The sequence below is a fragment of the Peribacillus sp. FW305-BF15 genome, assembly GCF_058783805.1.
Genome location: NZ_JBYSYV010000003.1, coordinates 256,679 through 279,002 on the forward strand (window position 1 = coordinate 256,679; position 22,324 = coordinate 279,002).

16 protein-coding genes are annotated in these 22,324 nt (G+C 43.2%); 2 read left to right on the top strand and 14 right to left on the bottom strand.

Annotated elements, in window-relative coordinates; all coding sequences use genetic code 11:
* Positions 1-158: 158 nt before the first annotated feature.
* The 12 genes from rbsB to AC3WLU_RS04630 all read right to left on the bottom strand — a co-directional run bounded on the left by rbsB (position 159) and on the right by AC3WLU_RS04630 (position 14,610).
* Entirely contained in the window at positions 159-1,079 is a 921-nt protein-coding gene (rbsB, locus tag AC3WLU_RS04575; RefSeq protein ID WP_063574592.1) for a ribose ABC transporter substrate-binding protein RbsB, read from the bottom strand.
* 15 nt (positions 1,080-1,094) lie between these two features.
* Positions 1,095-2,039 carry an ABC transporter permease gene (locus AC3WLU_RS04580; RefSeq protein ID WP_034316083.1) on the bottom strand — a complete coding sequence of 315 codons (945 nt, stop codon included), beginning with the start codon at positions 2,037-2,039 and terminating at the stop codon, positions 1,095-1,097.
* Between the two features lies 1 nt (position 2,040).
* Entirely contained in the window at positions 2,041-3,522 is a 1,482-nt protein-coding gene (locus tag AC3WLU_RS04585) for a sugar ABC transporter ATP-binding protein (protein WP_492596879.1), read from the bottom strand.
* A gap of 18 nt (positions 3,523-3,540) precedes the next feature.
* Positions 3,541-3,933, bottom strand: a complete 393-nt coding sequence (gene rbsD, locus AC3WLU_RS04590; protein ID WP_034316088.1) for a D-ribose pyranase — start codon at positions 3,931-3,933, stop codon at positions 3,541-3,543.
* Entirely contained in the window at positions 3,930-4,814 is an 885-nt protein-coding gene (rbsK, locus tag AC3WLU_RS04595) for a ribokinase (RefSeq protein ID WP_492596880.1), read from the bottom strand. The genes rbsD and rbsK overlap by 4 nt, the downstream gene beginning before the upstream one ends.
* On the bottom strand, positions 4,811-5,797 hold the full coding sequence (locus AC3WLU_RS04600; RefSeq protein ID WP_063574589.1) for a LacI family DNA-binding transcriptional regulator: 987 nt from the start codon (positions 5,795-5,797) through the stop codon (positions 4,811-4,813). The genes rbsK and AC3WLU_RS04600 overlap by 4 nt, the downstream gene beginning before the upstream one ends.
* 429 nt (positions 5,798-6,226) lie before the next feature.
* Positions 6,227-8,038 (bottom strand): IucA/IucC family protein, encoded by a 1,812-nt coding sequence (locus AC3WLU_RS04605; RefSeq protein WP_492596881.1) that lies wholly within the window; start codon positions 8,036-8,038, stop codon positions 6,227-6,229.
* Between the two features lie 21 nt (positions 8,039-8,059).
* Positions 8,060-9,388, bottom strand: a complete 1,329-nt coding sequence (locus AC3WLU_RS04610; protein WP_492596882.1) for a lysine N(6)-hydroxylase/L-ornithine N(5)-oxygenase family protein — start codon at positions 9,386-9,388, stop codon at positions 8,060-8,062.
* Positions 9,363-9,947, bottom strand: coding sequence for a GNAT family N-acetyltransferase (locus AC3WLU_RS04615; RefSeq protein ID WP_223255865.1), 585 nt, complete (start codon positions 9,945-9,947; stop codon positions 9,363-9,365). The genes AC3WLU_RS04610 and AC3WLU_RS04615 overlap by 26 nt, the downstream gene beginning before the upstream one ends.
* Positions 9,937-11,739, bottom strand: a complete 1,803-nt coding sequence (locus tag AC3WLU_RS04620) for an IucA/IucC family protein (protein WP_492596883.1) — start codon at positions 11,737-11,739, stop codon at positions 9,937-9,939. Before AC3WLU_RS04620 ends, AC3WLU_RS04615 begins: the two co-directional genes overlap by 11 nt.
* A 2-nt stretch (positions 11,740-11,741) precedes the next feature.
* On the bottom strand, positions 11,742-13,250 hold the full coding sequence (locus tag AC3WLU_RS04625; protein ID WP_492596884.1) for a pyridoxal phosphate-dependent decarboxylase family protein: 1,509 nt from the start codon (positions 13,248-13,250) through the stop codon (positions 11,742-11,744).
* Between the two features lie 7 nt (positions 13,251-13,257).
* Positions 13,258-14,610, bottom strand: coding sequence for an aspartate aminotransferase family protein (locus AC3WLU_RS04630; RefSeq protein ID WP_106027162.1), 1,353 nt, complete (start codon positions 14,608-14,610; stop codon positions 13,258-13,260).
* 674 nt (positions 14,611-15,284) lie between these two features.
* Between AC3WLU_RS04630 and AC3WLU_RS04635 the strand changes: the two genes are divergently transcribed.
* Together AC3WLU_RS04635 and pepT are read left to right on the top strand one after the other, a co-directional pair.
* On the top strand, positions 15,285-16,748 hold the full coding sequence (locus tag AC3WLU_RS04635) for an alpha-amylase (RefSeq protein WP_063574584.1): 1,464 nt from the start codon (positions 15,285-15,287) through the stop codon (positions 16,746-16,748).
* Positions 16,749-16,889: 141 nt separating this feature from the next.
* Positions 16,890-18,125: a peptidase T gene (gene pepT, locus AC3WLU_RS04640; protein WP_463503177.1), complete on the top strand. Its 1,236-nt coding sequence runs from the start codon at positions 16,890-16,892 to the stop codon at positions 18,123-18,125.
* 64 nt (positions 18,126-18,189) lie between these two features.
* On the opposite strand, the gene AC3WLU_RS04645 is transcribed toward pepT, so the two are convergent.
* Together AC3WLU_RS04645 and AC3WLU_RS04650 are read right to left on the bottom strand one after the other, a co-directional pair.
* Positions 18,190-20,259 carry a catalase gene (locus AC3WLU_RS04645; protein WP_463501253.1) on the bottom strand — a complete coding sequence of 690 codons (2,070 nt, stop codon included), beginning with the start codon at positions 20,257-20,259 and terminating at the stop codon, positions 18,190-18,192.
* 504 nt (positions 20,260-20,763) lie between these two features.
* Positions 20,764-22,212, bottom strand: a complete 1,449-nt coding sequence (locus AC3WLU_RS04650) for a DEAD/DEAH box helicase (RefSeq protein ID WP_283929737.1) — start codon at positions 22,210-22,212, stop codon at positions 20,764-20,766.
* Positions 22,213-22,324 lie beyond the last annotated feature (112 nt).

A 22,324-nucleotide genomic window follows, 5' to 3' on the forward strand; every position in this document is an offset into this window, starting at 1 on the left:
GCCGCCTAAAAAAATGAACTACTTTTCTATCTCCTCTTATTGATATCATTTCAAGCTGATATCCACACTAAGATCACATCAATGAGATCAAAACATTTCTTTCTCACTACAAAAAGAGTGCCGGAAGATTTCCGGCACTCCTTTTGTTTAGGAGACAATCACTCTTTGGTGACCAATTTCAATGGAACGGATATTGTGTCATCCACTTTGTCGCCTTTTAAGATCTTTTCAGCCGCATTAACCGCTTCTTCACCGATAAGTGCCGGTTGTTGGGCGATTGTAGCTTTTAGTTCACCGCTTTCAACTGCTTTCAATGCATCATCATTTCCGTCAAAGCCAACGACGATGATGTCTTTGCCTGCCGCCTTGATTGCTTCAATGGCTCCTAGTGCCATTTCATCATTATGGGCGAATACCGCTTGGATGTCTTTATTGCCTTGCAGGATATTTTCCATTACATTAAGCCCTTTTGTCCGGTCGAATTCCGCCGTTTGACTTGTCAGGACCTCTAACTGCTTGTCCGCAATATTGTGGAAACCTTTCCCGCGTTCACGAGTTGCAGATGCTCCGGATACCCCTTCAAGTTCCACTACTTTCGCTTTTTCGCCAAGCTCTTTAACTAGGTATTCTGCAGCCATTTCCCCGCCAGCCACATTATCGGAAGCGATGAACGTTTCAATGTCGCCTTCGTCTGAAGAGCGATCAATCGTGATAACGGGAATGCCCGCATCATTTGCATCTTTAACGGCTGAAGATATTGCCGCAGAATCAGTTGGATTCACAAGAAGGACATCAACCTTTTGAAGGATTAAATCTTCAATTCCGCTGATTTGTTTTGCGGTATCATCCTGGGCGTCAACAACTGTGACTTTCATGCCCTTTTCTTTTGCCTTTTTTTCAATGCCATCTTTTAAGGAAACGAAGAATGGGTTGTTTAAAGTAGAGATGCTGACCCCGACTTTCACGTCTTTCATCGAGTCTTTCTTTTCTTTTTTATCATCTGTTAGACCAGAATCCATTGAACAGGCAGCCAAGACCATTAAAGAAAGAACCATGATGATCGATACTATTTTTTTCATTGATTACACCTCTTCTTATGATTTTTTACGGTCAAGTAAGACCGCGATTAATATAACTGCACCTTTTACCACTTGCTGGTAGAAGGAGGATACACCAAGTAAGTTCATGCCGTTATTCAAGGTACCGATGATCAGGACACCCACCAGCGTACCGAACAACCGCCCTTTACCGCCTGAAAGGCTCGTTCCGCCCAGCACCACGGCTGCGATGGCATCCATTTCATAGGATTGTCCTGCCGTCGGCTGTGCCGAATTCAGACGTGACGTTAAAATGGCACCGGCGATTGCCGCCATCGTACCGGCCAGACCATATATGGCCACCTTGACCCGGTCAACTTTAATCCCCGAAATCCGGGAAGCCCTTTCATTTCCGCCGATGGCATATGTTTTACGGCCAAAGGATGTTTTATGAAGCAGGAACCATAGGATCATGAAAGCGATGATCATCACAACGGCCGGTACTGGCACTCCCAGGAAGTAACCTCTCCCAAGCATCTGGAACATAACGGAATCGCCAATGCCAGTAATCGGCTTTCCATCCGTGTACACAAGCGTTAATCCCCGGAAAATCGTCATGGTGGCCAGTGTCACGATAAAAGGGGCCATCTTACCCTTTGAAACGAGTATCCCATTGATTACACCCATTATTGCACCTAGTAGAATGCCTACCAATATTGCTAAAATCGGATCTAATCCCGAGACCATCATACCAGCCATGAGTGCGCTGGATAGAGCTAAAATGGAACCGACGGATAAGTCGATGCCGCCTGTCAATATGATAAAGGTCATTCCAAATGCAATAAGTGCATTGATGGAGGTTTGACGCAATAAATTCAAAATATTATTCGGTTCCATGAATGATGGATTTAAAACGGTTATTACGATAAATAAAAGTACCAGGGCGAGTAACGGACCAAATTTTTGCCAAATCCCGCTTTTCCCTGTAGCCTCAAGTTTCATCCTAGTTCCCTCCTGTCGCCAATGCCATAATTTTTTCTTGCGTCGCTTCCTGCTTTAACAATTCCCCAGCAATCTCACCTTCGTGAACCACAAGGATTCTATCGCTCATTCCAATGATTTCCGGAAGTTCCGAGGAAACCATGATGATGGCGATGCCTCGCTCCGTCAATTCATTCATCAATTCGTAAATTTCACGTTTTGCACCAACATCTATGCCCCGGGTCGGTTCATCCATAATTAAAACTTTAGGGGAAGTGCCGATCCATTTGGCGATTACCACCTTCTGTTGATTTCCTCCGGATAGGTTGCCGATGACCGTTTCAGCAGAAGATGTCTTCACGTGAAGGCGCTTAATCATCATTTCGGCAAAGTTCATCTCATCCTCCGTTTTCACGATACCGCTAGGAGCAAAACTCTTGAGATTCGGCAAGCCGATATTTTCTCTTACAGAAAAGTCCAGGATCAATCCCTCTTCTTTACGATTTTCCGTAATGAAAGCCAGGCCGTGTCGAACTGCATCCGTTGGTTTTCGTATGGAAACTTTCTTGCCTTCAATGGTGATTTCACCTCTGTCTATTTGGTCGACACCAAAAAGTGCGCGCATTATTTCCGTTCTGCCTGCTCCCATCAATCCGGCTACACCGACAATCTCACCTTGCCGAACCGCGAAATGGATATCTTCAAAAAGCCCCTTTCTGGTTAAACCTTTCACATCAAGGACTATGTCGCCAGCATTCGCTTCACGATGAGGAAAACGGTCCTCCAGCTCCCGCCCGACCATTTTCTGAACGACTTCATCGAAATTCGTTTCTGTAATTCTTTTCGTATCGACTGTCTTTCCGTCACGCATTACGGTGATCCTGTCACAAATGGCGAATATTTCTTCCATTCGGTGAGAAATATAAACAAGCGATACACCCTTTTTGGTAAGCCCCTTCATCACTTCAAAGAGCTTCTCTATTTCCCTATCAGTTAAAGCGGCTGTGGGCTCGTCCATGATGATGACTTCGGCATCCGTCATGAGCGCCTTGGCAATTTCAATCATTTGCTGTTCACCGACAGAACAGAATCCGGCTTCCTTATCAAAAGGAAGGGAAATATTAAGTGTTTTAAAAATCTCCTTTGCACGCGCTTTCATTTGTTTCGTCTTCAGGACACCGAAGGGATTCACCATTTCCCTGCCGATAAATAGATTCTCCAGCACGGTCATTTCGGGCCAAATATTCAATTCCTGACGGATAAAGGCCATTCCTGCCTCTTCGGCTTCCTTTGAATCCTTGAAGGAGGTTTCTTTACCGTTAATCTCGATCGTTCCTTGATCTTGTTTATGCAGCCCGGTCAAAATGTTCATCAAGGTTGATTTCCCTGCTCCATTCTCCCCCATTAGTGCATGTACTTCCCCAGCCTCTAAAGAAAAATGAACACCTTCCAATACCTTGTTTTGACCAAATGCTTTATAAATATTGTGCATTTCGATTTGCATGCTCATCATCTCATTTCTTTAAAAGAATACTCCAGACTGCAATATGCAATTTGAATATGGCGTCGTCTCCCCGGTCCGGATAATGGCTTTCGCGTTACTTGTCAGCCTTTTAAAATCCTCATGGGAAACATATTCAATCGCTGCTCCGAATTGCTGCTCCATGTATTGATGCTGTTCCGGGTTTTTAACCTTCACTTCTGTGGCAGCGATAACTTTTTCAACAACCATATCTTCGTGAACCGCCCGGACGACATCTTGAAATGATGGCGTTCCAGGCGTCAATGCTAAATCTATCTTGCAAACTCCGGGCGGCACCGGCAGCCCGGCATCACCTACGACAATATAATCGGTATGACCAAGGTCAACCAAGACCTTTGCTATTGAACTATTGATGATTCCTTGACGTTTCATGCTTCAAAGCCCCTCTCGACCTCTACCCTTTGCGGCATGCCGCCTTGAGCACCTAATTTCATCACGGAAATGGAAGCTGCCCGGTTCGCGAACAACAAACTTTCGTCAAAACTTTTTCCTTCTGCAACAGCCACCGCAAAGGCTGCATTGAATGTATCCCCTGCACCTGTTGTATCCACCGCGTCCACTTCAAAGCTTGGAACAACCTTTTCTTCATGTCCATCAAAGTAACGGACGCCATTTTTCCCTTCGGTAATGAATAATTTATTTGGATACTTAGTCAAGACTTCCGTTCTATCTCTCCCATCGAATAGTATCTCGAACTCATGTTCATTCGGAGTAAGGAATGATGCCTGTTGAATGACAGCCTCGCTTAACTTGCGGGCGGGAGCTGGGTTCAATAGTAATCTCTTTTGAAGCATGTTGCACAAGTCAGCCAGATACTCCACAGTTTCCTCGGGTATTTCCTGCTGAACCAACACGATATCCGATTCCTCTATCACCTTTTTCGCCTTTTCTACATATTCAGGAGTAATGAAATCATTCGCACCTTTTACGACAATAATGCTGTTATCACCTTCCGAAAGGGTAATATGTGCTGTCCCTGAAGCAGAACCTGTAACCGGTTCCACATACTTCGTGTTTACATGATTTTTTTTCAGGTTATCTAAGATGATCTCTCCATAGACATCATCTCCTACACATCCAACCATCGACACTTCTGCACCAAGACGTGCCGCTGCAACAGCCTGATTGGCTCCCTTTCCTCCAGGAACCGTGATAAAGGACTCCCCTAAAACCGTTTCCCCCGCCATTGGCCGTTTGGCTGATGTCACCACTAAGTCCATTGACGAACTTCCCACTACTGCAATTCTAATCATGTCTTCTCCGCCTTCCTTCTCGTTGTTTGTCTCTCCACAAAAGAAACAGGGAGCTTTTTATGTGTTACTTCCATTTTTTCTTGATTGATCCTTTTAATTAGCATTTCCGCCGCTTGTGCCCCCATCTCATAGGCTGGCTGCCGAATGGTCGATAACGGTGGGTGCAATAACGCTGTGAAGGAGATATCATCATAGCCGATCAATTGTATGTCTTCCGGTATCCGTATTCCCCGTTTTAAGATCTCTTGAAGTGCTGCGGCTGCAACAATATCATTACAAGCAATGATTCCATCCGTTTCCGGATATTGTTCGAAAAGCTGCTTGACGCATGTTTGGCCGCCTTGAAGAGTCAGGGATGAATCCATGACTTGCACGTTCACTTTTGCTTGTTTCAATTCTTCCAATGCTGCCATGTACCGTTCATATACAGGCTTTATTTCGACTGGCCCCCTAATGAGGACGATATTCGTACTGCCTCTATCCAGCAATACGCGTGCTGCCAGCTTACCGCCTGTCCTTTGATCGGAATAAACAGCTGGTAATTTCTCTGCTGTACGGTCGAGAAGGACAACTGGAATATCCAGATTATCGAAATTCTCATTGGCTTCTTCACTAGTTGAAGCAATCATGCCCACTACATTGTTTTGCAGGAAAGTGTCAATATATTCTATTTCTTTATCTCGCTTTTCATCACTATTTCCAAAAATCAACCGATAACCAAACTGCTGCAGATAATCCTCGACACCTCTTGCCATTTCCGGGAAGAAGGGATTCGTAATGTCCGGCAAAATCAAACCAACCAATTTGGATTTACGTTTGTAGAGGGATCTTGCCACTTCATTCGGTTTATAATTCAATTTTTCAACAGCTGCCATGACCACCTTTTTTGTGTCCTCATGTGCATAACCGCTGCCATTCATAACTCTGGAAACCGTTGCTACAGAAACTCCAGCTTCCTTTGCCACATCCCGAATAGTTGCCAAAATATCACCCTCTATACTTTTGTGTAACCGTTTACACATAGCTTATCACCAATTTAAATGAACGGCAAGCCTTATTCCAAAGATAATTTATAGGAATTTTGACCCAAAAAAGTATAAAGCAATTCTTTTTTTATGCGTACACTTCGTCTCTTTGAGTTTCCCACATATAGGTTTAACACTCTCATTACGTCAAAATCCAGTCTACTTTAAAACATAAAAGACTGTAGCTCTACCTAACTGTTAAAACTAGTTGATTGGAGCGGGTGTACGTGACTCCTGCGGGGAAAGCGCGTCTACGGGAGACCCCGCAGGTGCAAGCCGAGGAGGCTCACGGACCGCCCGCGGAATGCGAGTGCCTGGAGCGGAAATCAACGGTCAAATTGTTAAAACCATAAGAAAACTGGCCCAAAAGTCTGGGCCAGTTTAACTTTATAGCGTTTTTGCAGGTAACTTTTCATAAAGGGCATTATTCACATGCCCAAACTCAGAGGCATGCGGACGGTCTTCTCCATCGCTATACCCATATTGAAGCATCCGATTTCTATTCAGGCAGAGCTTTGTTAATTTTGGCGCAAAGAAATTGAATGTATCGAAACGATCCTGTAACATAGGGAATTTTTTCTGATGTGTAAGGATTGTTCGAGCGACGCCTTCCCAAAAAGCATTCTCATCCAAAAGGGACCTCTTCATCAGAAGTGTTGACAAGTATCGGAAATGACAGATGAATAGTCCCGTGAAAATGAATTGAACCAGCCCCTCCGGAGTCTCACTTCTTAGTACTTTCCTTAAATCATCGGGAAGGCTGCTTAATTCAGGAAGCGGCTGATCACTTACGTTTACATCATCTACAAAATCCTTGATGGCCAAACGATGAGGTTTGAAATCCTTCAAAACCAAAATGGTATTTTGACCATGCGGCGAGAAGACCAATCCATATTGATAGATGAAATGCAGTAATGGTGATAGGATGACGTCAAATAATTGAGCTGTCCAGGCTTCTGCAGTCAATCCTGATTTTTCAATAAGACTTTCCACATATGGTTTACCTTTGCTGTCGACATGTAAAAGGGACGCAAGCGTAATGGGCTTTTCGCCTTCTTCCATATAACTGTAAATGCTTTCTCTCCAAATCCCCCCCAGCATCTCCAAATATTGATACGGTACATTCTCTAGCTTGGAATAATACGGGTGATCAACATTTAAACTGGCCACTTCACCAGGAAGCACTACTTTGCATTGTTCTTTCAAGAATGAGTCATTTTCATAAATGTTCTTTATATACGTTGTGATTTTTGGAGCAATGACCGTGCGTTCAGCTGGCAATCCACGGTAGACTAGCGTATTTAAAATGCTCATCGGCAGCTTGACGTGGTGTTTATCCTTATTCGATACATTAACAAATGTCCGGATGGATTGTTGCGGCAAATATTTATCAGGACCATTTCCCAAAGCTACGATCAGCCCTTTAGCCAAGTCATCGGTAAAGTTCTGGATGATTACATTCTTCCACTGCCATTCATGAACTGGGAGGTAGTAATAGTTTTCTGCGTTCAGACCTTTTTCTGTCAATGTTTTTGCAAATGATTTTTGGGTTTCCCCATCCAGTTCATTCTCCATCAATTGCTTATAGGATAACGTTTCGACTGAATTGAACTCCCCCCTCTTTTTATGAACGGCAATCCAGGATAACTGAACTTCCTTCTGGTTTTCTGGGGCGAACTTCAAATAATCATCATAACCGAAACCGATTCTTCCCTTGTTATAAGCAATCCAAGGGTGACCGCTCATTTCGCCTTCAAGTAATGCATAATCCAGTTCGACTAAATCATCCGCATCTTGTTCAGGTTTGGATAGCAATTGGAGATCCGCAAGCAGCGTATGATGGAATTCTTTGATTAAATGTCCTGTTGTTTCTGCAGTCATCCCAATTAACGGCTGGATGTCCAAAATGAATTGAATAGCATCTTTAGCCTGTGTAATACCTTCCGTTTCACATACCTGGATTGACTCGGCCTGTACTTCATAGCTGTCAAATAGACGGGGCGACGCTAAAAATCGATAAGATTTCCCCTCATTTATCTTTAACTCATATAGATTTGCTGCTGCGTTTTCGTTCAGGACAGCTGGATGGATCATATCCTCATACATATACTCAGAAATCATCTTGGCCAGCAGGTTTTGGTTGACTATCGACCAATTTTTTTCTGAAACTGCCTGTTCCACTTCATTTATGAACTGCATATAATTCTTCCTTCCCTTTTCTTAGTAAGCCATGACGGGTGTTTTTACACGGAATGACTGAAATGCACCCTTTGGCTTCGATGGATAAACTTCTTTACCTGCCAATTGATTGATGATAATCGAATTTCGGAATGCCCCCAGACCTAGATCCGGAGCACCCACACCATGTGTATGTATCTCGCCATTTTGAATAAATAGGTGATTCGGTGTAGAGATGGCCGTTCCTACCTTATAGTCTTTCGTTATTGCAAGACGCCCCAAGTCATCGCGGACTAAATGGTCCTCCATGGTTTCAAGGAATGCCGGAAGGGTTGATTTATAACCCGTCCCAAAAACAATCGCCTCTGTGTCCACATCAAATTCGCTATCTTCAACCCACTGTCGGCATTTCAATTGCCAGCCATTTTCTCCGGGGGTAACTGCCGCAACTTCCGTCATGGCCCGAAGTTCAATGGCAAGTTCGGCATTTCCAATCGATTTCTCATACATCTTGTCAAAAATTGCTGCAATGGTCGTAGCGCTAATCCCTTTATACAATAAATCCTGTTTCGGCAGGATTTCATCCTTCTTTTCCTGCGGCAGCCGATAAAAGAAATCAAGGTAATCCGGAGTGAAGTATTCCAACCCGAGTTTTGAATATTCCATAGGGAAAAATCCCTTGGATCTTGTATACCAGTTTAGCTGGTAGCCATATTCCTCCTGCTCATTAAGCAAATCCAGAAAGACCTCGGCTGCACTCTGTCCAGATCCGACAACCGTTACGGATTTTTTCTTTAAGACGTTTTCTTTATTCCGTAAATAATCGGCCGAATGCAGGATGCTCTCTCCCATATAGGGCTGAAAGGCCGATGGAACAGTCGGGGAACTGCCAATTCCCATGACTACATGGCGGCTATAATAGACTTCGATCTTTTGTGTTTGTACATCCCTTACACTGATTTGATAGCAGGGTTCACCTTGATCTCCTATATATTCAACCGCCTCCACCGCTTTGCCAAAACGGCAGCTATCAAGTTGATGGGCAGCCCAGCGGCAATAGTCGTTATATTCTTTTCGTGGAATCAAGAATTTTTCAAGGAAGTAGAAATGATAAAGCCGATCATGCTGCTGTAAATAATTCAGGTAGCTATATGGGCTTGTCACATCTGCCATGCTAACCAGATCGGCAAAGAACGGCACTTGCAGCGTTGTCCCTTCCAGCAGCATCCCTTCATGCCAATTAAATTCCCCCTTTTTCTCAAAAAAGACGGCATTCAACTCCGGGGTTTTCTCCAAAAGGGCCGCAAGTCCAAGGTTAAATGGACCAATCCCTATCCCTACCAGGTCATAGATAGATTGTTGCTTCTCCATAGTTCCACTTCCTCTCGAAATTCCCCCGTGTGCATGACATAAGCAATGCTGTTTTGTCAGGGAGTTCTATCTCTTTAATTGGGGTAAACCCGCATTTTTCAAATAAATGAATCATCTTTGCATTCCTGATATCCGGTTCAGCCATCACTTTGTTTGTGGTTGAGGTAAGTAGTTGGAACTTCACCATTGCCCGTAAAAACGGCAAAGCCAGTCCTTTCCCTAGATAATCCGGATCACCAATGAGTAAATGAATGCCTTGATCTCCCTCTTCGGATTCATAATGATCTTCGATGATATCGCCTTTTACCCAATACGATTCCCAATAGCTCATGGGAATGGAGTCCAGACAGCCTAAATAAAGTGTTTGGTGTGTATCAGCCAGTGCCTTTTTTAAATGAACAGCAAATTTTTCTTTTGTGAAATTCAAATTCCAGTAGGGTATCACATGATCTTCATGCATCCATTCATGCAGTGTATCCAAATCCCTCTCAAATTCAACTTTGACAAATGAAAGCTGTTTATTGCAGTCCTTGAGCATTTCTTCATAACTATTTTTCATGGACGGCCATAACCCCCTGCGCGAACGGATTATCAATCGTTGTATAAACGGATTGTGTCTCAAGTGAACCAACAAGCTCATCCATATCATGGAATCGTGTCAGTAAATTAGCCTTACAAGTTAATTCCCGGGCATGAAGCAACTTTGAAACAACTCGATTCAACCCTTCATCTTCGCTATCCCTGCTGCATGTTTCCAGTTGTTCCTGAACGAGCTGTAACAGTTTGTTTTCCGATACTAATCCTTCCGTTCCAAAATTATTGATTAGGCCTAATAAGTGATTAAAAAAGAAATAGTATTGCAGTCTTTCTTCAGCGACTTCATCAGAACAAATCGTGAAGCTTTTTTCACTTAGTTCCGGCATGATTTTCTGCAGCCTGTCCACTTTGGACTCACAATAGTAATACCCTTGATTATCGCGATAATAAAAAGCGGCTGGATACCCATCTTGAAGCTGAATGATGGAATTTTGTTGATGGGCTTCCAAAGCGATTCCATACTCTTCAAATAGCCAAAGCATCGGTTTCAATGTCATGGACAGATAGGTTTTGAACCAATCCTTACTTACTTCTTCGGTACTGCGGTATTCTTCAGCTGATAATTTGCGGATGATCGCTCCAAGCCTTGATGGTGCACCATACGCATTATCCTGACATAAGCCGGCAATCAGGCTTGCTTGTTTATCGTTTTCATAAAAAGGATTTTCCCGGATATCAACATCGAATCCCGATTCTTGCTCGGTCGTTTTGATCGTTAAGTAAGCAGGATCCTTGATGATACGGAAGGAGGGGTGCCGTTCTTTTAGATCGTCGCCCACTTTAGAATCTATTAATTTTGCAATTTCGACACCGCGATCTAATTCTTTTTGCAGATTTGCACGTAAGGAATTCGTGATTTTAACCGGAACGGAAAATTTGTACATATATCTTGATGTGGGACTATATACCGTCCTAAATGAAGAAGTCGCCGTGAATTTTTTCCCAAGCGGCCCTGCATAAACTAGAGTCCCTTGCTCGATTAGCTTCTTGACCTCTTCTTTTTCGATAAGGGCTTTTGCCTGGAGCGGGTGTGCCGGGATGATGGTATATCGGCTTTCCTCTTGGCAATACGTTCGACGGAATTCACTGGATATCTCCAAGTCACCGGCTAATTCCTGTTTGATGATTTCACTTGCCGATCGGTCTTCACTGGAATCCTGGATGACAATCGACGGTTCTGCCAAGAAGTAGTGCAGCTGAAACTGCCCTTTTAATTCGGGTGAATAGATCCATTCATCTTTTTCCGAAATGCCTTGCTTGCTTTTCGGTGTCGGATGGAACAGGTGCCCGAATAAAAGTGACTGCTCTGCTTCGATATAGGTGAAATCGGGACTTTGAAGGGCATCAGCGTCTTCGGTCCTGGCTTCGACATACCGTTGAATATTTTGGCTGCTTAGGATGACACGCAGCATCAATTCATCCTCACTATCCGTCCGGCCCTGCTCATTCAATAATTCTTTAGAAACAATCGAGACCATTGTCACGTAATCTAATTCATGTACTTGTTTGGATCCCGTTTGATAGTAAATCGGGAAGTTGAAAATATGACGCCCCGTTTCCGACCAATATTTAAGCGGAACAAGCATTGCAATATCTTGGGATGTGAGCTTACTGACCACTAATGAATCTGGGATGGCCCCATCCAAATTCGGCCAGTTTTTCGTTTCTTCTAAATTGTAATTTCCGGTTTCCCGGAAATAACAATTCAGAAAGCTTTGCATTGTTGCCCTTTCAGCTATTTGCTTACCATTCATCTTCATTCCTCCATCATCTTGAACATTTCACCTAATACTCGGATTTCATCTAAAATTCCCTCTATGTGTTCAAGGCTTGTCATTGGATTCAATAGTGTCATTTTTAAATATACCTGTCCGTCAAAACGCGTTTTTGCTAAAAATGCCCGTCCGCTTTTCAGTAATTCTTGCTGAATCTGTTTATTTAATAGATTGACTAACTGATCACTTTCTCCCTCGGGATTATAACGGAATACAACCGCATTCAATTCGGGTTCTTTATTTAATACTGTGAATCCTTCCTCCTTATCAATCTTCGCTGCCACTTTACGTGCAAGATGACAAGTATAGTCGATCATATCGGCAAAGGTATCCAGTCCAACGACCTTTAATGACATCCAGAGTTTCAATGCGTCGAACCTTCTCGTCGTTTGAACCGATTTATTGACTAAATGAACCATGCCCTCGGCTTCATCTTCCTGTGGATTCAAGTAATCGGCGTGATGCTGGATATATTGAAATGAGTTGCTGTCAGAGACAAGAAAAGCACCACAACTGATGGGTTGATAGAATAATTTGTGAAAATCAACCGTAATCGAGTCGGCCCGTTCAATTCCGCTGATTAACTCTTTGTAATCCTTACTTAAAATCATCGCGCCTCCATATGCGGCGTCCACATGCAGCCATATCCCATTTTTCCTTGCCGCTTCGGACAATTCATGTAATGGATCGATTGAACCGAAATCCGTTGTTCCACAAGTTGCAACGATGGCAAATGGCAGTAAACCCTGTTCCTCTAAAATCGACATTTGATGATTTAATTCATCCATGGACAGACGGTGGTTTGAATCCGTTTTAATCGTGACTACAGACTGTTCACCAAGCCCCAGCTGTGCCGCTGATTTACGGACCGTAAAGTGGGCAGCCTCGGAGCATAGGATCCGCAATTTTTTCGCCTCGACTGGCAAACCTTGCTGCTGAACATCCACACCCCAGAAACGCTTACAATAAGCGTCCCTCGCCAATAGCAGTCCCATATAGTTGGATTGGGTTCCACCGCTTGTGAAAATCCCATCCGCTTGTTCAGGTAACCCCACCTGGCTGCACAGCCAATCTATTAAACGCTCTTCAACGAAGGTGGCAGCAGAGCTTTGGTCCCATGAATCCATGGATTGATTCAACGTGCCGATAATCATTTCGGCAGCCACGGCAGGTATTAATGTCGGGCAATGCAAATGTCCGATACAAGCGGGGCTGTGTACATTGATGCTGTCATTAATAACAAACTCCGCCAGCTCATCCGCTACAGCTTCCATTGTCTTCCCTTTTGGAGAAGCAAGGGACAGCTCGTTTAATCTTGCTTCGATTTCATACGGTTTTTTCCCAGAGTATGGTGAATCGTTCCCTTTTAAAAAGTCTGTCAGCTTTTTTTCAATGATTTTCAATGACTGGCTGTAGTTGTTGAAGCCTTCTTCGTTATTCAAAAACATCCGAGAATATGCAAAATCCGTTTTATTTATCATTTCGATCATTGATCATTCACCCTCTTGCAACTGCTGCACGAACAGCTTGTTCAAAAATTGCAGTGGCTTCGCGAAGCTGGGATTCCGTTACGATCAATGGAGGCAGGAACCTCACTACACTTCCATGTCTGCCGCCAACTTCCAGAATCAATCCTCTTTGAAAGCATTCCTGTTGAATGGCACTGGCAAGTTGCGAATCAGCAGGATGGCTTCCATTCGCATTTTGCGGTTCTTCATGATTGATCATTTCCACACCGACCATTAATCCCCGGCCCCTGACATCACCGATTTGCTTAATATCCTTTTGCAAATCTTTAAGAATATCCTTTAAGATTTCTCCCATTTTAGCGGCATGCTCCACAAGATTCGTCTCTTTCATGTATTTTAAAGTAGCTGTTCCTGCTGCCATTGCCATTTGATTTCCGCGGAACGTACCGATATGTGCACCTGGTGACCATAGGTCAAGCTCTTTGTTATAAATCACCACCGATAATGGAAGACTTCCGCCTATTGCTTTGGATAGTACAAGAACATCCGGAACGATTCCTGCATGTTCAAAGGCAAACATTTTCCCTGTACGGCCGATGCCTGATTGAACTTCGTCGATAATTAGCGGAATGCCCTTCTCTTTCGTTATTCTCCTGATTTCCTTAAGCCATGGAATTGGAGCTGGAATGGAGCCTCCCTCACCTTGTACTGCCTCTAAAATCATTCCTGCAGGTGCCAATAATCCGGATTCGGGATCGTTCAATAGATTTTCGATATACTGGCTGCTGATTTTATGACTTTCTTCTCCGCCTATTCCAAAGGGACAGCGATATTGATAGGGATACGGCAGGAATTGAACATCTGGCATTAACCCTTGTATTTTTTCCTTTGGTTTTGTATTGCCGCTGATTGACATGGTAGCATGCGTTGCCCCGTGGTAAGCTCCTTGGAAGGATAAAATGCTTCTATTGCCTGTCGCTGTTTTAACCAGTTTAAGTGCTGCCTCAATGGCATCTCCGCCAGTAGGACCACAGAATTGAATTTTTGCATTTTTCCTGAATTCCTCAGGCAGGCATTCAAAAATTTCATCGACGAACTGCTCTTTAATTGGCGTCGTAAAGTCCAATGTATGCAAAGGACGCTTATCCTTAAGAATTTTTTCCATTGCTTCAAGCACTGCCGGATGATTGTGTCCAAGCGCTAATGTTCCAGCCCCGGCAAGAAAATCAATATATCGTTTTCCATCCATGTCTGTTAAGTAAATTCCCTCCGCATGATCGATCGCCATGGGTAATCTTCTAGGATATGATCGGGCATTTGATTCCCTTGTATTTTGTTGTTCCAGTAGTTGATCATTTTTTGTGAGCGTGTTCGTTACCATAGTGAACCTCCATGTATTGAATTAATTGAGAATAATTATCATTATCATGGAACTAATTTTACTGATAATGATAATTATTCTCAATGAGTAAATCCACTCATTTTTCTGTTAGTAAATTCCAATAAAATTAAGAAAAGGTTAAAACTGGGGCCTATTCTCTATTTATCTATTGAATATAAAAATGTTCTTAAGGCTTTATTAAGACTCTGTTTATAAGCTGAACGCAGTCAAAAATCATGGAAAAGGAGGAAGAACAATGAATGGTTTAAAAGGAAAGCAGCTCCTACAAAGATACGATCATTCTATCTTCCGTGCTCCTACTCTTATTAATTGGTGCAATAGCTTTCGCCCACTTCTTTAAACGAAGAGGTTAATAGGATAATAGACTTACAAAAAATTGAGGTATCCCAAAAATTTGGGATGCCTTTTTTGAATTGGCGTATAGCCTTTTTGGGTTATTCCTCCCCATTTGATTAATTTTTAACTGCTAATCAATATAAAATACCCTTATTTGGTATAAAATAGTAAAATAGAGAGGTAAATGAACCTCAATCAAGAGGGTTGTTCACTTGTTTATCATTTGGTTTTAGTGGGTAAAGATTTCCATTATTACTTTATCCGATTGCATTAGTTTCACTTTTTTAATAATAAGGTCGGTGTCAGGGGGGAAACGGATGAAAAGAAATCATACGATGATGCAATTTTTTGAGTGGCATCTTGAGGCAGATGGTTCTCATTGGGAAAGATTGAAATACGCAGCCTCCAAGTTGAAGGATATAGGAATAGATTGTGTTTGGCTTCCGCCAGTCACCAAAGGGCAATCCGTTGGGGATAATGGATATGGAATATATGACGGTTACGATTTGGGGGAATTTGACCAAAAAGGAACCGTTCGTACCAAATACGGAACCAAAGATGAATTGCTGCAAGCAATAGCCACCTGTCATAACTACGGACTTTGCGTTTATATCGATTTAGTCATGAACCATAAAGCAGGAGCTGACGGAACCGAAAAATTTGAGGTGATTGAAGTCAATCCAGACAACCGTATGGAAGATATTTCAGAACCATTCGAAATGGAAGGCTGGACCAAATTCGATTTCCCGGGCCGTAAAAATAAATACTCTGACTTTAAGTGGAACCATACTCATTTCAATGGTACAGACTATGATGCCGAAAACGACAAAATGGGTGTATTTCGCATCACAGGCGAAAATAAGCACTGGAATAAGCATGTCATCGATGAATTCGGAAACTACGATTATTTAATGTTTGCCAACATCGATTACAGCCTGCCAGAAGTTCGTAAGGAAATGATTAGCTGGGGAAAATGGATGGTTGATACGTTAAAGTGTGATGGTTTTCGTTTGGACGCCGTTAAACATATCGATTATGAATTCATCAACGAATTTCTCCAAGAACTCATTCCTTATACAAAGGAACATTTTTTTATGGTCGGCGAATTTTGGAAGGCGGATGTTAAAGCCTGTCAAACTTACTTAGAGCAAACCAATCATGACCTCAACTTGTTCGATGTTTCCCTGCATTATAAATTTCATGAGGCCTCAAACGCAGGAACAGACTTCGACCTCTCAACCATCTTTGATGATACCCTCGTCCAAACCAATCCAGCAGAGGCTGTCACTTTTGTCGATAACCATGACTCCCAGCCTCACGAATCCCTGGAGTCTTGGGTAAAGGACTGGTTCAAGCCATCGGCATATGCACTTACCTTGCTTAGACTTTGCGGTTATCCGTGTGTATTTTACGGAGACTATTATGGAATCGGCGGACCTTCTCCGGTGCCTGGGAAAAAGGATATCCTGGATCGCCTATTATTCGCTAGGTATGAAAAAGCTTACGGAGAACAAACCGATTACTTTGATGATCCAAATACGATAGGCTGGGTCCGGCACGGAGTTGAAGAGCTAGAAGGCTCGGGGTGTGCGGTCATTATCTCTAATGGAGACCACAACAGTGAAAAAAGGATGTTCGTCGGCGAGCATCGTGCTGGTGAAATCTGGAGTGATTTAACCTATCATAGAGATGACCACATCACCATTGAAGAAGATGGGTTCGCTACCTTCCCCGTTCATGGAAAAAGCGTATCTGTATGGGCCTTGAATAATCCACTCTAAAAAGAGATAGGAAGGAACGGCATGTCTTTTGCAGATATGCTGTTCTTTGCTGATTACACTACCCAAGAAGATTTGGAAAAAGATAATTTTTCCATTACAGTCAATCATGGTAAGATAAGGGGAAAAGGAGTTGAAGGAAAAGTGAAAAATGAAATCATTGAAAGATTCACTTCTTATGTGAAAGTGGATACCCAATCGAATGAGGAAAATCCCTCATGCCCTTCTACACCCGGACAGCTGACCTTGGCAAATGCATTGGTCAAGGAACTTCAATCCATTGGGATGAAGGATGTGACAATTGATGGGAACGGCTATGTCATGGCAACCTTGCCAGCCAATTCAAATAAGGATGTTCCGACAATCGGTTTCTTGGCCCATGTCGATACAGCAACGGATTTCACCGGAAAAGATGTAAAACCGCAAATCGTCGACAACTATGATGGCAAAGATCTTACTTTACATGAAAAATTGGATGTCATTCTTTCACCTGATGATTTTCCTTCGCTTAAGAACTATAAAGGGCATACCTTGATTACGACGGATGGGACAACCCTGTTGGGAGCAGATAATAAGGCTGGAATTGCCGAAATCATGACTGCCATGGATTATTTGATCAAGCATCCGGAAATCAAGCATGGAAAAATCCGTGTTGCTTTTACCCCCGATGAGGAAATCGGCAGGGGACCCCATAAGTTTGATGTAGATGCTTTTGGTGCCCAATTTGCCTACACCGTGGACGGCGGCCCGCTTGGGGAACTTGAATATGAGAGCTTCAATGCAGCATCCGCCAAAATCCTGATCAAAGGGACGAATATTCACCCTGGTACGGCTAAAGGAAAAATGGTGAATTCGGCAAAAATCGCCATGGAATTCCATAATATGCTCCCAGCGGCAGAAGCACCGGAATATACGGAGGGTTACGAAGGATTTTATCACCTGCTTTCCTTTCATGGTGATGTGGAAGAGACCAAGCTTTCTTACATCATCAGGGATTTCGACCGCCAAAGATTCAATGAACGCAAGGAATATATAACAAAAGTAATCGAAGATTTAAAAGAAAAATATGGGCAAAACCGAATCCAGCTCGAATTACAAGACCAATACTTCAACATGAAGGAAAAAATTGAGCCCGTGAAGGAAATCGTGGATATCGCCCATGAAGCAATGGAGAAACTCGATATAAAACCGAAAATCTCGCCAATACGCGGTGGTACGGACGGATCTCAATTATCGTATATGGGCCTGCCAACACCCAACATCTTTACGGGCGGGGAGAACTTTCATGGAAAATATGAGTTTATTTCCGTTGATAATATGATATTGTCCACTAAAGTGATCGTTGGCATTGCATCACTTTTTGAAGAAAAAGCAAAGTAGCTTGATACGAAATATCTATTGAAATAAACCCCCAGACTTCAAGTCTGGGGGTTTTCAATAGATATTAAGCGCGTTTCCAGTGACGGTGCTTGGCAATTGCCTCGATAAAGGCAGAACCGCTATTTTGATCCGTAACAGCTACAATGCCTGAAGCTGGATCATTGGAAATGATGCCTGCCTTCGATAAGATCATGGCCCCTTCTTTTCCCGCACCAATCGCTTTGAAATGATTGTAGGCTTCATCAACAAAGTAAATGGGTTCCTTGGATGCCATTAAAGCATCGACACTCCCCTGCCCCCCTGCTACATATACAGCATCGAAAAGTACCGAATCGGCTGTCAGGAATGTCTGGTTCACCTCGACCTGCTGTCCTTCAGAACTTGTAACCACTCCACGATTATGACTGATGAATTCAGCCGTTATACCTGCCGATTTAAATGATTCCAAGACTTGATTAACCTCTGAATCGTTGAAACCATCTGCAGCCAAGATTGCCACTTTTCTTGTTGCGGCCGTGTTCACTTTCATTTGCTCCTGGCTTAAAGCCGGAGAAGCCAAGTCCATTTGAACCTCAATTTTGTTGGCTGGAGGATTCACGCCCACTCCCATGGCGATCGTTTTGGCCAGTTCAACATCCACATTGCTGAACATCTCGACAATTTGCTGCTGAACATCCTTACTTTTCACTTTTCCCACTTCAAAGTGGAAAGCCTGAATAATATGCTCCTTCTCCACTTCCGTCATGCTATTCCAAAATAGTTTAGCCTGGCTGTAATGATCCTTGAAGCTTTCACTGCGCTGCCGGACCTTCCTGCCATCGACCTTCTCCTGGTAATGTGCATAGCCGCCTTCCCCTTCCGAAGCAGGTTCAGGAGAGTTGCCTGCAAGGGAGTTTTTGTGGTAGCTGACCGGCCCTGGATTTATTGACATCCGGTGCATGCCATCGCGCTGATTATTATGAACGGGGGCAACCGTCCTATTAATCGGTAGCTCATGGAAGTTCGGTCCTCCCAATCTGGATAGCTGGGTATCGGTGTATGAGAATAAACGTCCCTGAAGCAGCGGATCATTTGAAAAATCAATACCCGGTACAACATGCCCCGGATGGAAAGCTATCTGTTCCGTCTCTGCAAAAAAGTTATCCGTATTTTGGTTCAAAACCATTTTTCCGATTATTTTAACCGGGATTTGTTCTTCCGGCCATAGTTTAGTAGGATCAAGGATATCAAAGTCGAATTTGAATTCATCTTCCTCCTTAATCATTTGGACGCCAAATTCAAATTCAGGATAATTCCCGGTATCTATCGCTTCCCACAGATCTTGGCGGTGAAAATCAGGATTCTTCCCTGCAATTTTCTGTGCCTCATCCCAGACAAGGGATTTTACTCCCAGTACAGGCTTCCAATGGAATTTAACAAAATGGGCCACACCTTGTTCATTTACAAAACGGAATGTATGGACACCAAACCCTTCCATCATCCGGAAACTTCTCGGTATGGCCCTATCAGATAGGTGCCACATGACCATATGTGCCGTTTCTTCATTGTTTGCGACGAAATCCCAAAACGTATCATGGGCAGATGCCGCCTGAGGTATTTCATTATGAGGCTCCGGTTTAACCGCATGAATTAAATCCGGGAACTTAATGGCATCCTGGATAAAAAATACCGGAATATTATTTCCGACCAAATCATAGTTTCCTTCCTCCGTATAGAACTTTGTGGAAAATCCCCTTACATCACGGACTGAGTCTGCCGATCCGCGGGAACCTGCCACCGTGGAGTAACGAACGAATACTGGTGTCTTGACTGAAGGGTCTTGAAGAAACTTTGCTTTTGTATATTCGGTCATCGGTTCATATACCTGAAAATATCCATGTGCTCCAGATCCACGCGCATGGACAATCCGCTCAGGAATACGCTCATGGTCAAAATGAGTCATTTTTTCACGAAAATGAAAATCCTCCATCAAAGTTGGACCACGGGTTCCCGCTTTCAAAGAATGCTCATCCTCAGAAACACGCAAACCTTGGTTAGTCGTCATCTTTTTCCCATTATCGTCCACTCGATATTGATCCAGCTGCCGCTGCTTACTTTGCCCATTGATTCTTCCGCTTTCATTTGCTTTCGTCATCCCACTCAATCCCTCCATGTCTAAGAATTCAGATTAAATCGCGTTGTTTATTGTCTACAGGGTTCGTTGACTTCGACTCCAGGCACTCGCTTTCCGCGGGCGGTCCGTGAGCCTCCTCGGCGCCTTTGCGCCTGCGGGGTCTCCCCTGGACTCGCTTTTCCCGCAGGAGTCCCGCACCTTACGTTCCAATCAACTTTGTTTTAAAATTAGATAAACCCCTTTTTTCTACAAACAGATGTATTTATTGTTTCGAAATAATCGCATTATCCTTCCTCATATACCACTCTGTTTTGACGGTTAAACAGAATTTGGAGAAAGTATCTAAACCTCCTCATAAACAAAAAAACTACTATTTCAGTGAGGACGGATCATTTCGGGGGAGGGCGAATTATCTGTGTGTAGGTCGAATTTTCCCCCGGTGGGTCGAAAAGTTCCTGTCCCAAGCCATAAAAAAGAAGCGGGAAGACCGATTTTCGGTCTTCCCGCTTCTTTCATTCGACATCTTTAGTTCTTAAAGGCCTCTGAAACCTTCAAAAGCTTGCCTTTCACTTTCGTATTTTTCATCACTTTCAAGACAAGCGGTCCCTTTTCATTCAATATTTCCACATAAGAAACATTATCCTGGATCGTAATGATCCCGATATCCTCTGCATTCACTCCATCAATCTTTGCGATGGTTCCGACAAAATCCACAGCCCTGAGTTTCTTTTTCTTGCCGCCATTAAAATACAGCTTCATGATTTGTTTATTCAATTGTTCACTTTTATCTTTTTTGATTTTTGGACGGGCTTCCAGTTTGGCTTCGAATTCCACTTTTTTATTGGAGACTTCCTCTTTAGATGGAGCAGTCATCTTAGGGATTTCAAAACCGATATATCCTTGGATCTCGGTAAGGAATTTGTCTTCGTACGGCGTCACAAAAGTAATGGCTTTTCCTTTTTTACCGGCACGGCCCGTTCTTCCCGTTCGATGTACGTAACTTTCCTTTTCCAATGGCAGGTCATAGTTAATTACATGGGTTATATTGTCGATGTCAATTCCACGGGCAGCAACATCTGTTGCAACCAAATAGCGGAATTCACCTCTTCTGAATTCATTCATCACTGCAAGGCGATCTTCCTGAAGCATGCCGCCGTGAATCATATCACACGGATATTCCAGTTCCAGCAGCTGTTCACATACTTGATCCACCCTATCTTTCGTCCGGCAAAATATGATGCAGCTATCAGGGTTTTCCGTGACGGTTACGTCTCTAAGCAGGGAAAACTTATCATCTTCTTTCACTTCTATAAGGGCATGTTCAATTTTCTCCGTCGTTAAACCCTTTGCTTTGATTTCAATATCCAAAGGATCCTTCATATATTGCTTGCATAGTTTTTTTATACTTTCAGGTAATGTAGCAGAGAACAGCATGGTTACTCTATCTTTCGGAAGCTCCTTAATAATGGCTTCCACTTGTTCGATGAAGCCCATATTCAGCATTTCATCCGCTTCATCAATAACTAAATGAGTTAAGCGTTCCAAGGCGAATGTCCCTTTCTCGATATGATCCAGAACACGACCCGGGGTTCCGACGACTACATGGCTTTTTTGTTTCAATTCCGCTTTTTGCAGTGCGAATGGATGTTTTCCATAAACTGCAGTAGCCTTTATCCTCTTAAATCTGCCAATATTCGTAATATCCTCTTTTACCTGCACAGCGAGCTCACGTGTCGGTGTTAAAATAAGCGCCTGAGGCTTATTCTCTTCCCAATCGACCATTTCGCAGATCGGTATGCCGAATGAAGCGGTCTTGCCGCTTCCTGTTTGCGATTTAACGACAAGATCCCGCTTTTTCAGCGCCACTGGAATCACTTCGCGCTGTACTTCGGTTGGATGTTGATATCCCAAGCTTTCTAATGCCCTAACAATTTCATCGCTTAATGTATAGTCAGTAAAACTCAATTCATTCATATAATTAGCCTCTTTTGTTGTTTAGTATGTTGCTTTATTGTTCCCATAATCGTAATTTCCTTATACAGAGTTCTATTATACGCGATATGCACCAATAAACCTTGTAATATCC

Coding starts and splice junctions, on each gene's coding strand:
- rbsB (WP_063574592.1), bottom strand. CDS start 1,079: ATGAAAAAAATAGTATCGATCATCATGGTTCTTTCTTTAATGGTCTTG.
- AC3WLU_RS04580 (WP_034316083.1), bottom strand. CDS start 2,039: ATGAAACTTGAGGCTACAGGGAAAAGCGGGATTTGGCAAAAATTTGGT.
- AC3WLU_RS04585 (WP_492596879.1), bottom strand. CDS start 3,522: ATGCAAATCGAAATGCACAATATTTATAAAGCATTTGGTCAAAACAAG.
- rbsD (WP_034316088.1), bottom strand. CDS start 3,933: ATGAAACGTCAAGGAATCATCAATAGTTCAATAGCAAAGGTCTTGGTT.
- rbsK (WP_492596880.1), bottom strand. CDS start 4,814: ATGATTAGAATTGCAGTAGTGGGAAGTTCGTCAATGGACTTAGTGGTG.
- AC3WLU_RS04605 (WP_492596881.1), bottom strand. CDS start 8,038: ATGCAGTTCATAAATGAAGTGGAACAGGCAGTTTCAGAAAAAAATTGG.
- AC3WLU_RS04610 (WP_492596882.1), bottom strand. CDS start 9,388: ATGGAGAAGCAACAATCTATCTATGACCTGGTAGGGATAGGGATTGGT.
- AC3WLU_RS04615 (WP_223255865.1), bottom strand. CDS start 9,947: ATGAAAAATAGTTATGAAGAAATGCTCAAGGACTGCAATAAACAGCTT.
- AC3WLU_RS04620 (WP_492596883.1), bottom strand. CDS start 11,739: ATGAATGGTAAGCAAATAGCTGAAAGGGCAACAATGCAAAGCTTTCTG.
- AC3WLU_RS04625 (WP_492596884.1), bottom strand. CDS start 13,250: ATGATCGAAATGATAAATAAAACGGATTTTGCATATTCTCGGATGTTT.
- AC3WLU_RS04630 (WP_106027162.1), bottom strand. CDS start 14,610: ATGGTAACGAACACGCTCACAAAAAATGATCAACTACTGGAACAACAA.
- AC3WLU_RS04635 (WP_063574584.1), top strand. CDS start 15,285: ATGAAAAGAAATCATACGATGATGCAATTTTTTGAGTGGCATCTTGAG.
- AC3WLU_RS04645 (WP_463501253.1), bottom strand. CDS start 20,259: ATGACGAAAGCAAATGAAAGCGGAAGAATCAATGGGCAAAGTAAGCAG.
- AC3WLU_RS04650 (WP_283929737.1), bottom strand. CDS start 22,212: ATGAATGAATTGAGTTTTACTGACTATACATTAAGCGATGAAATTGTT.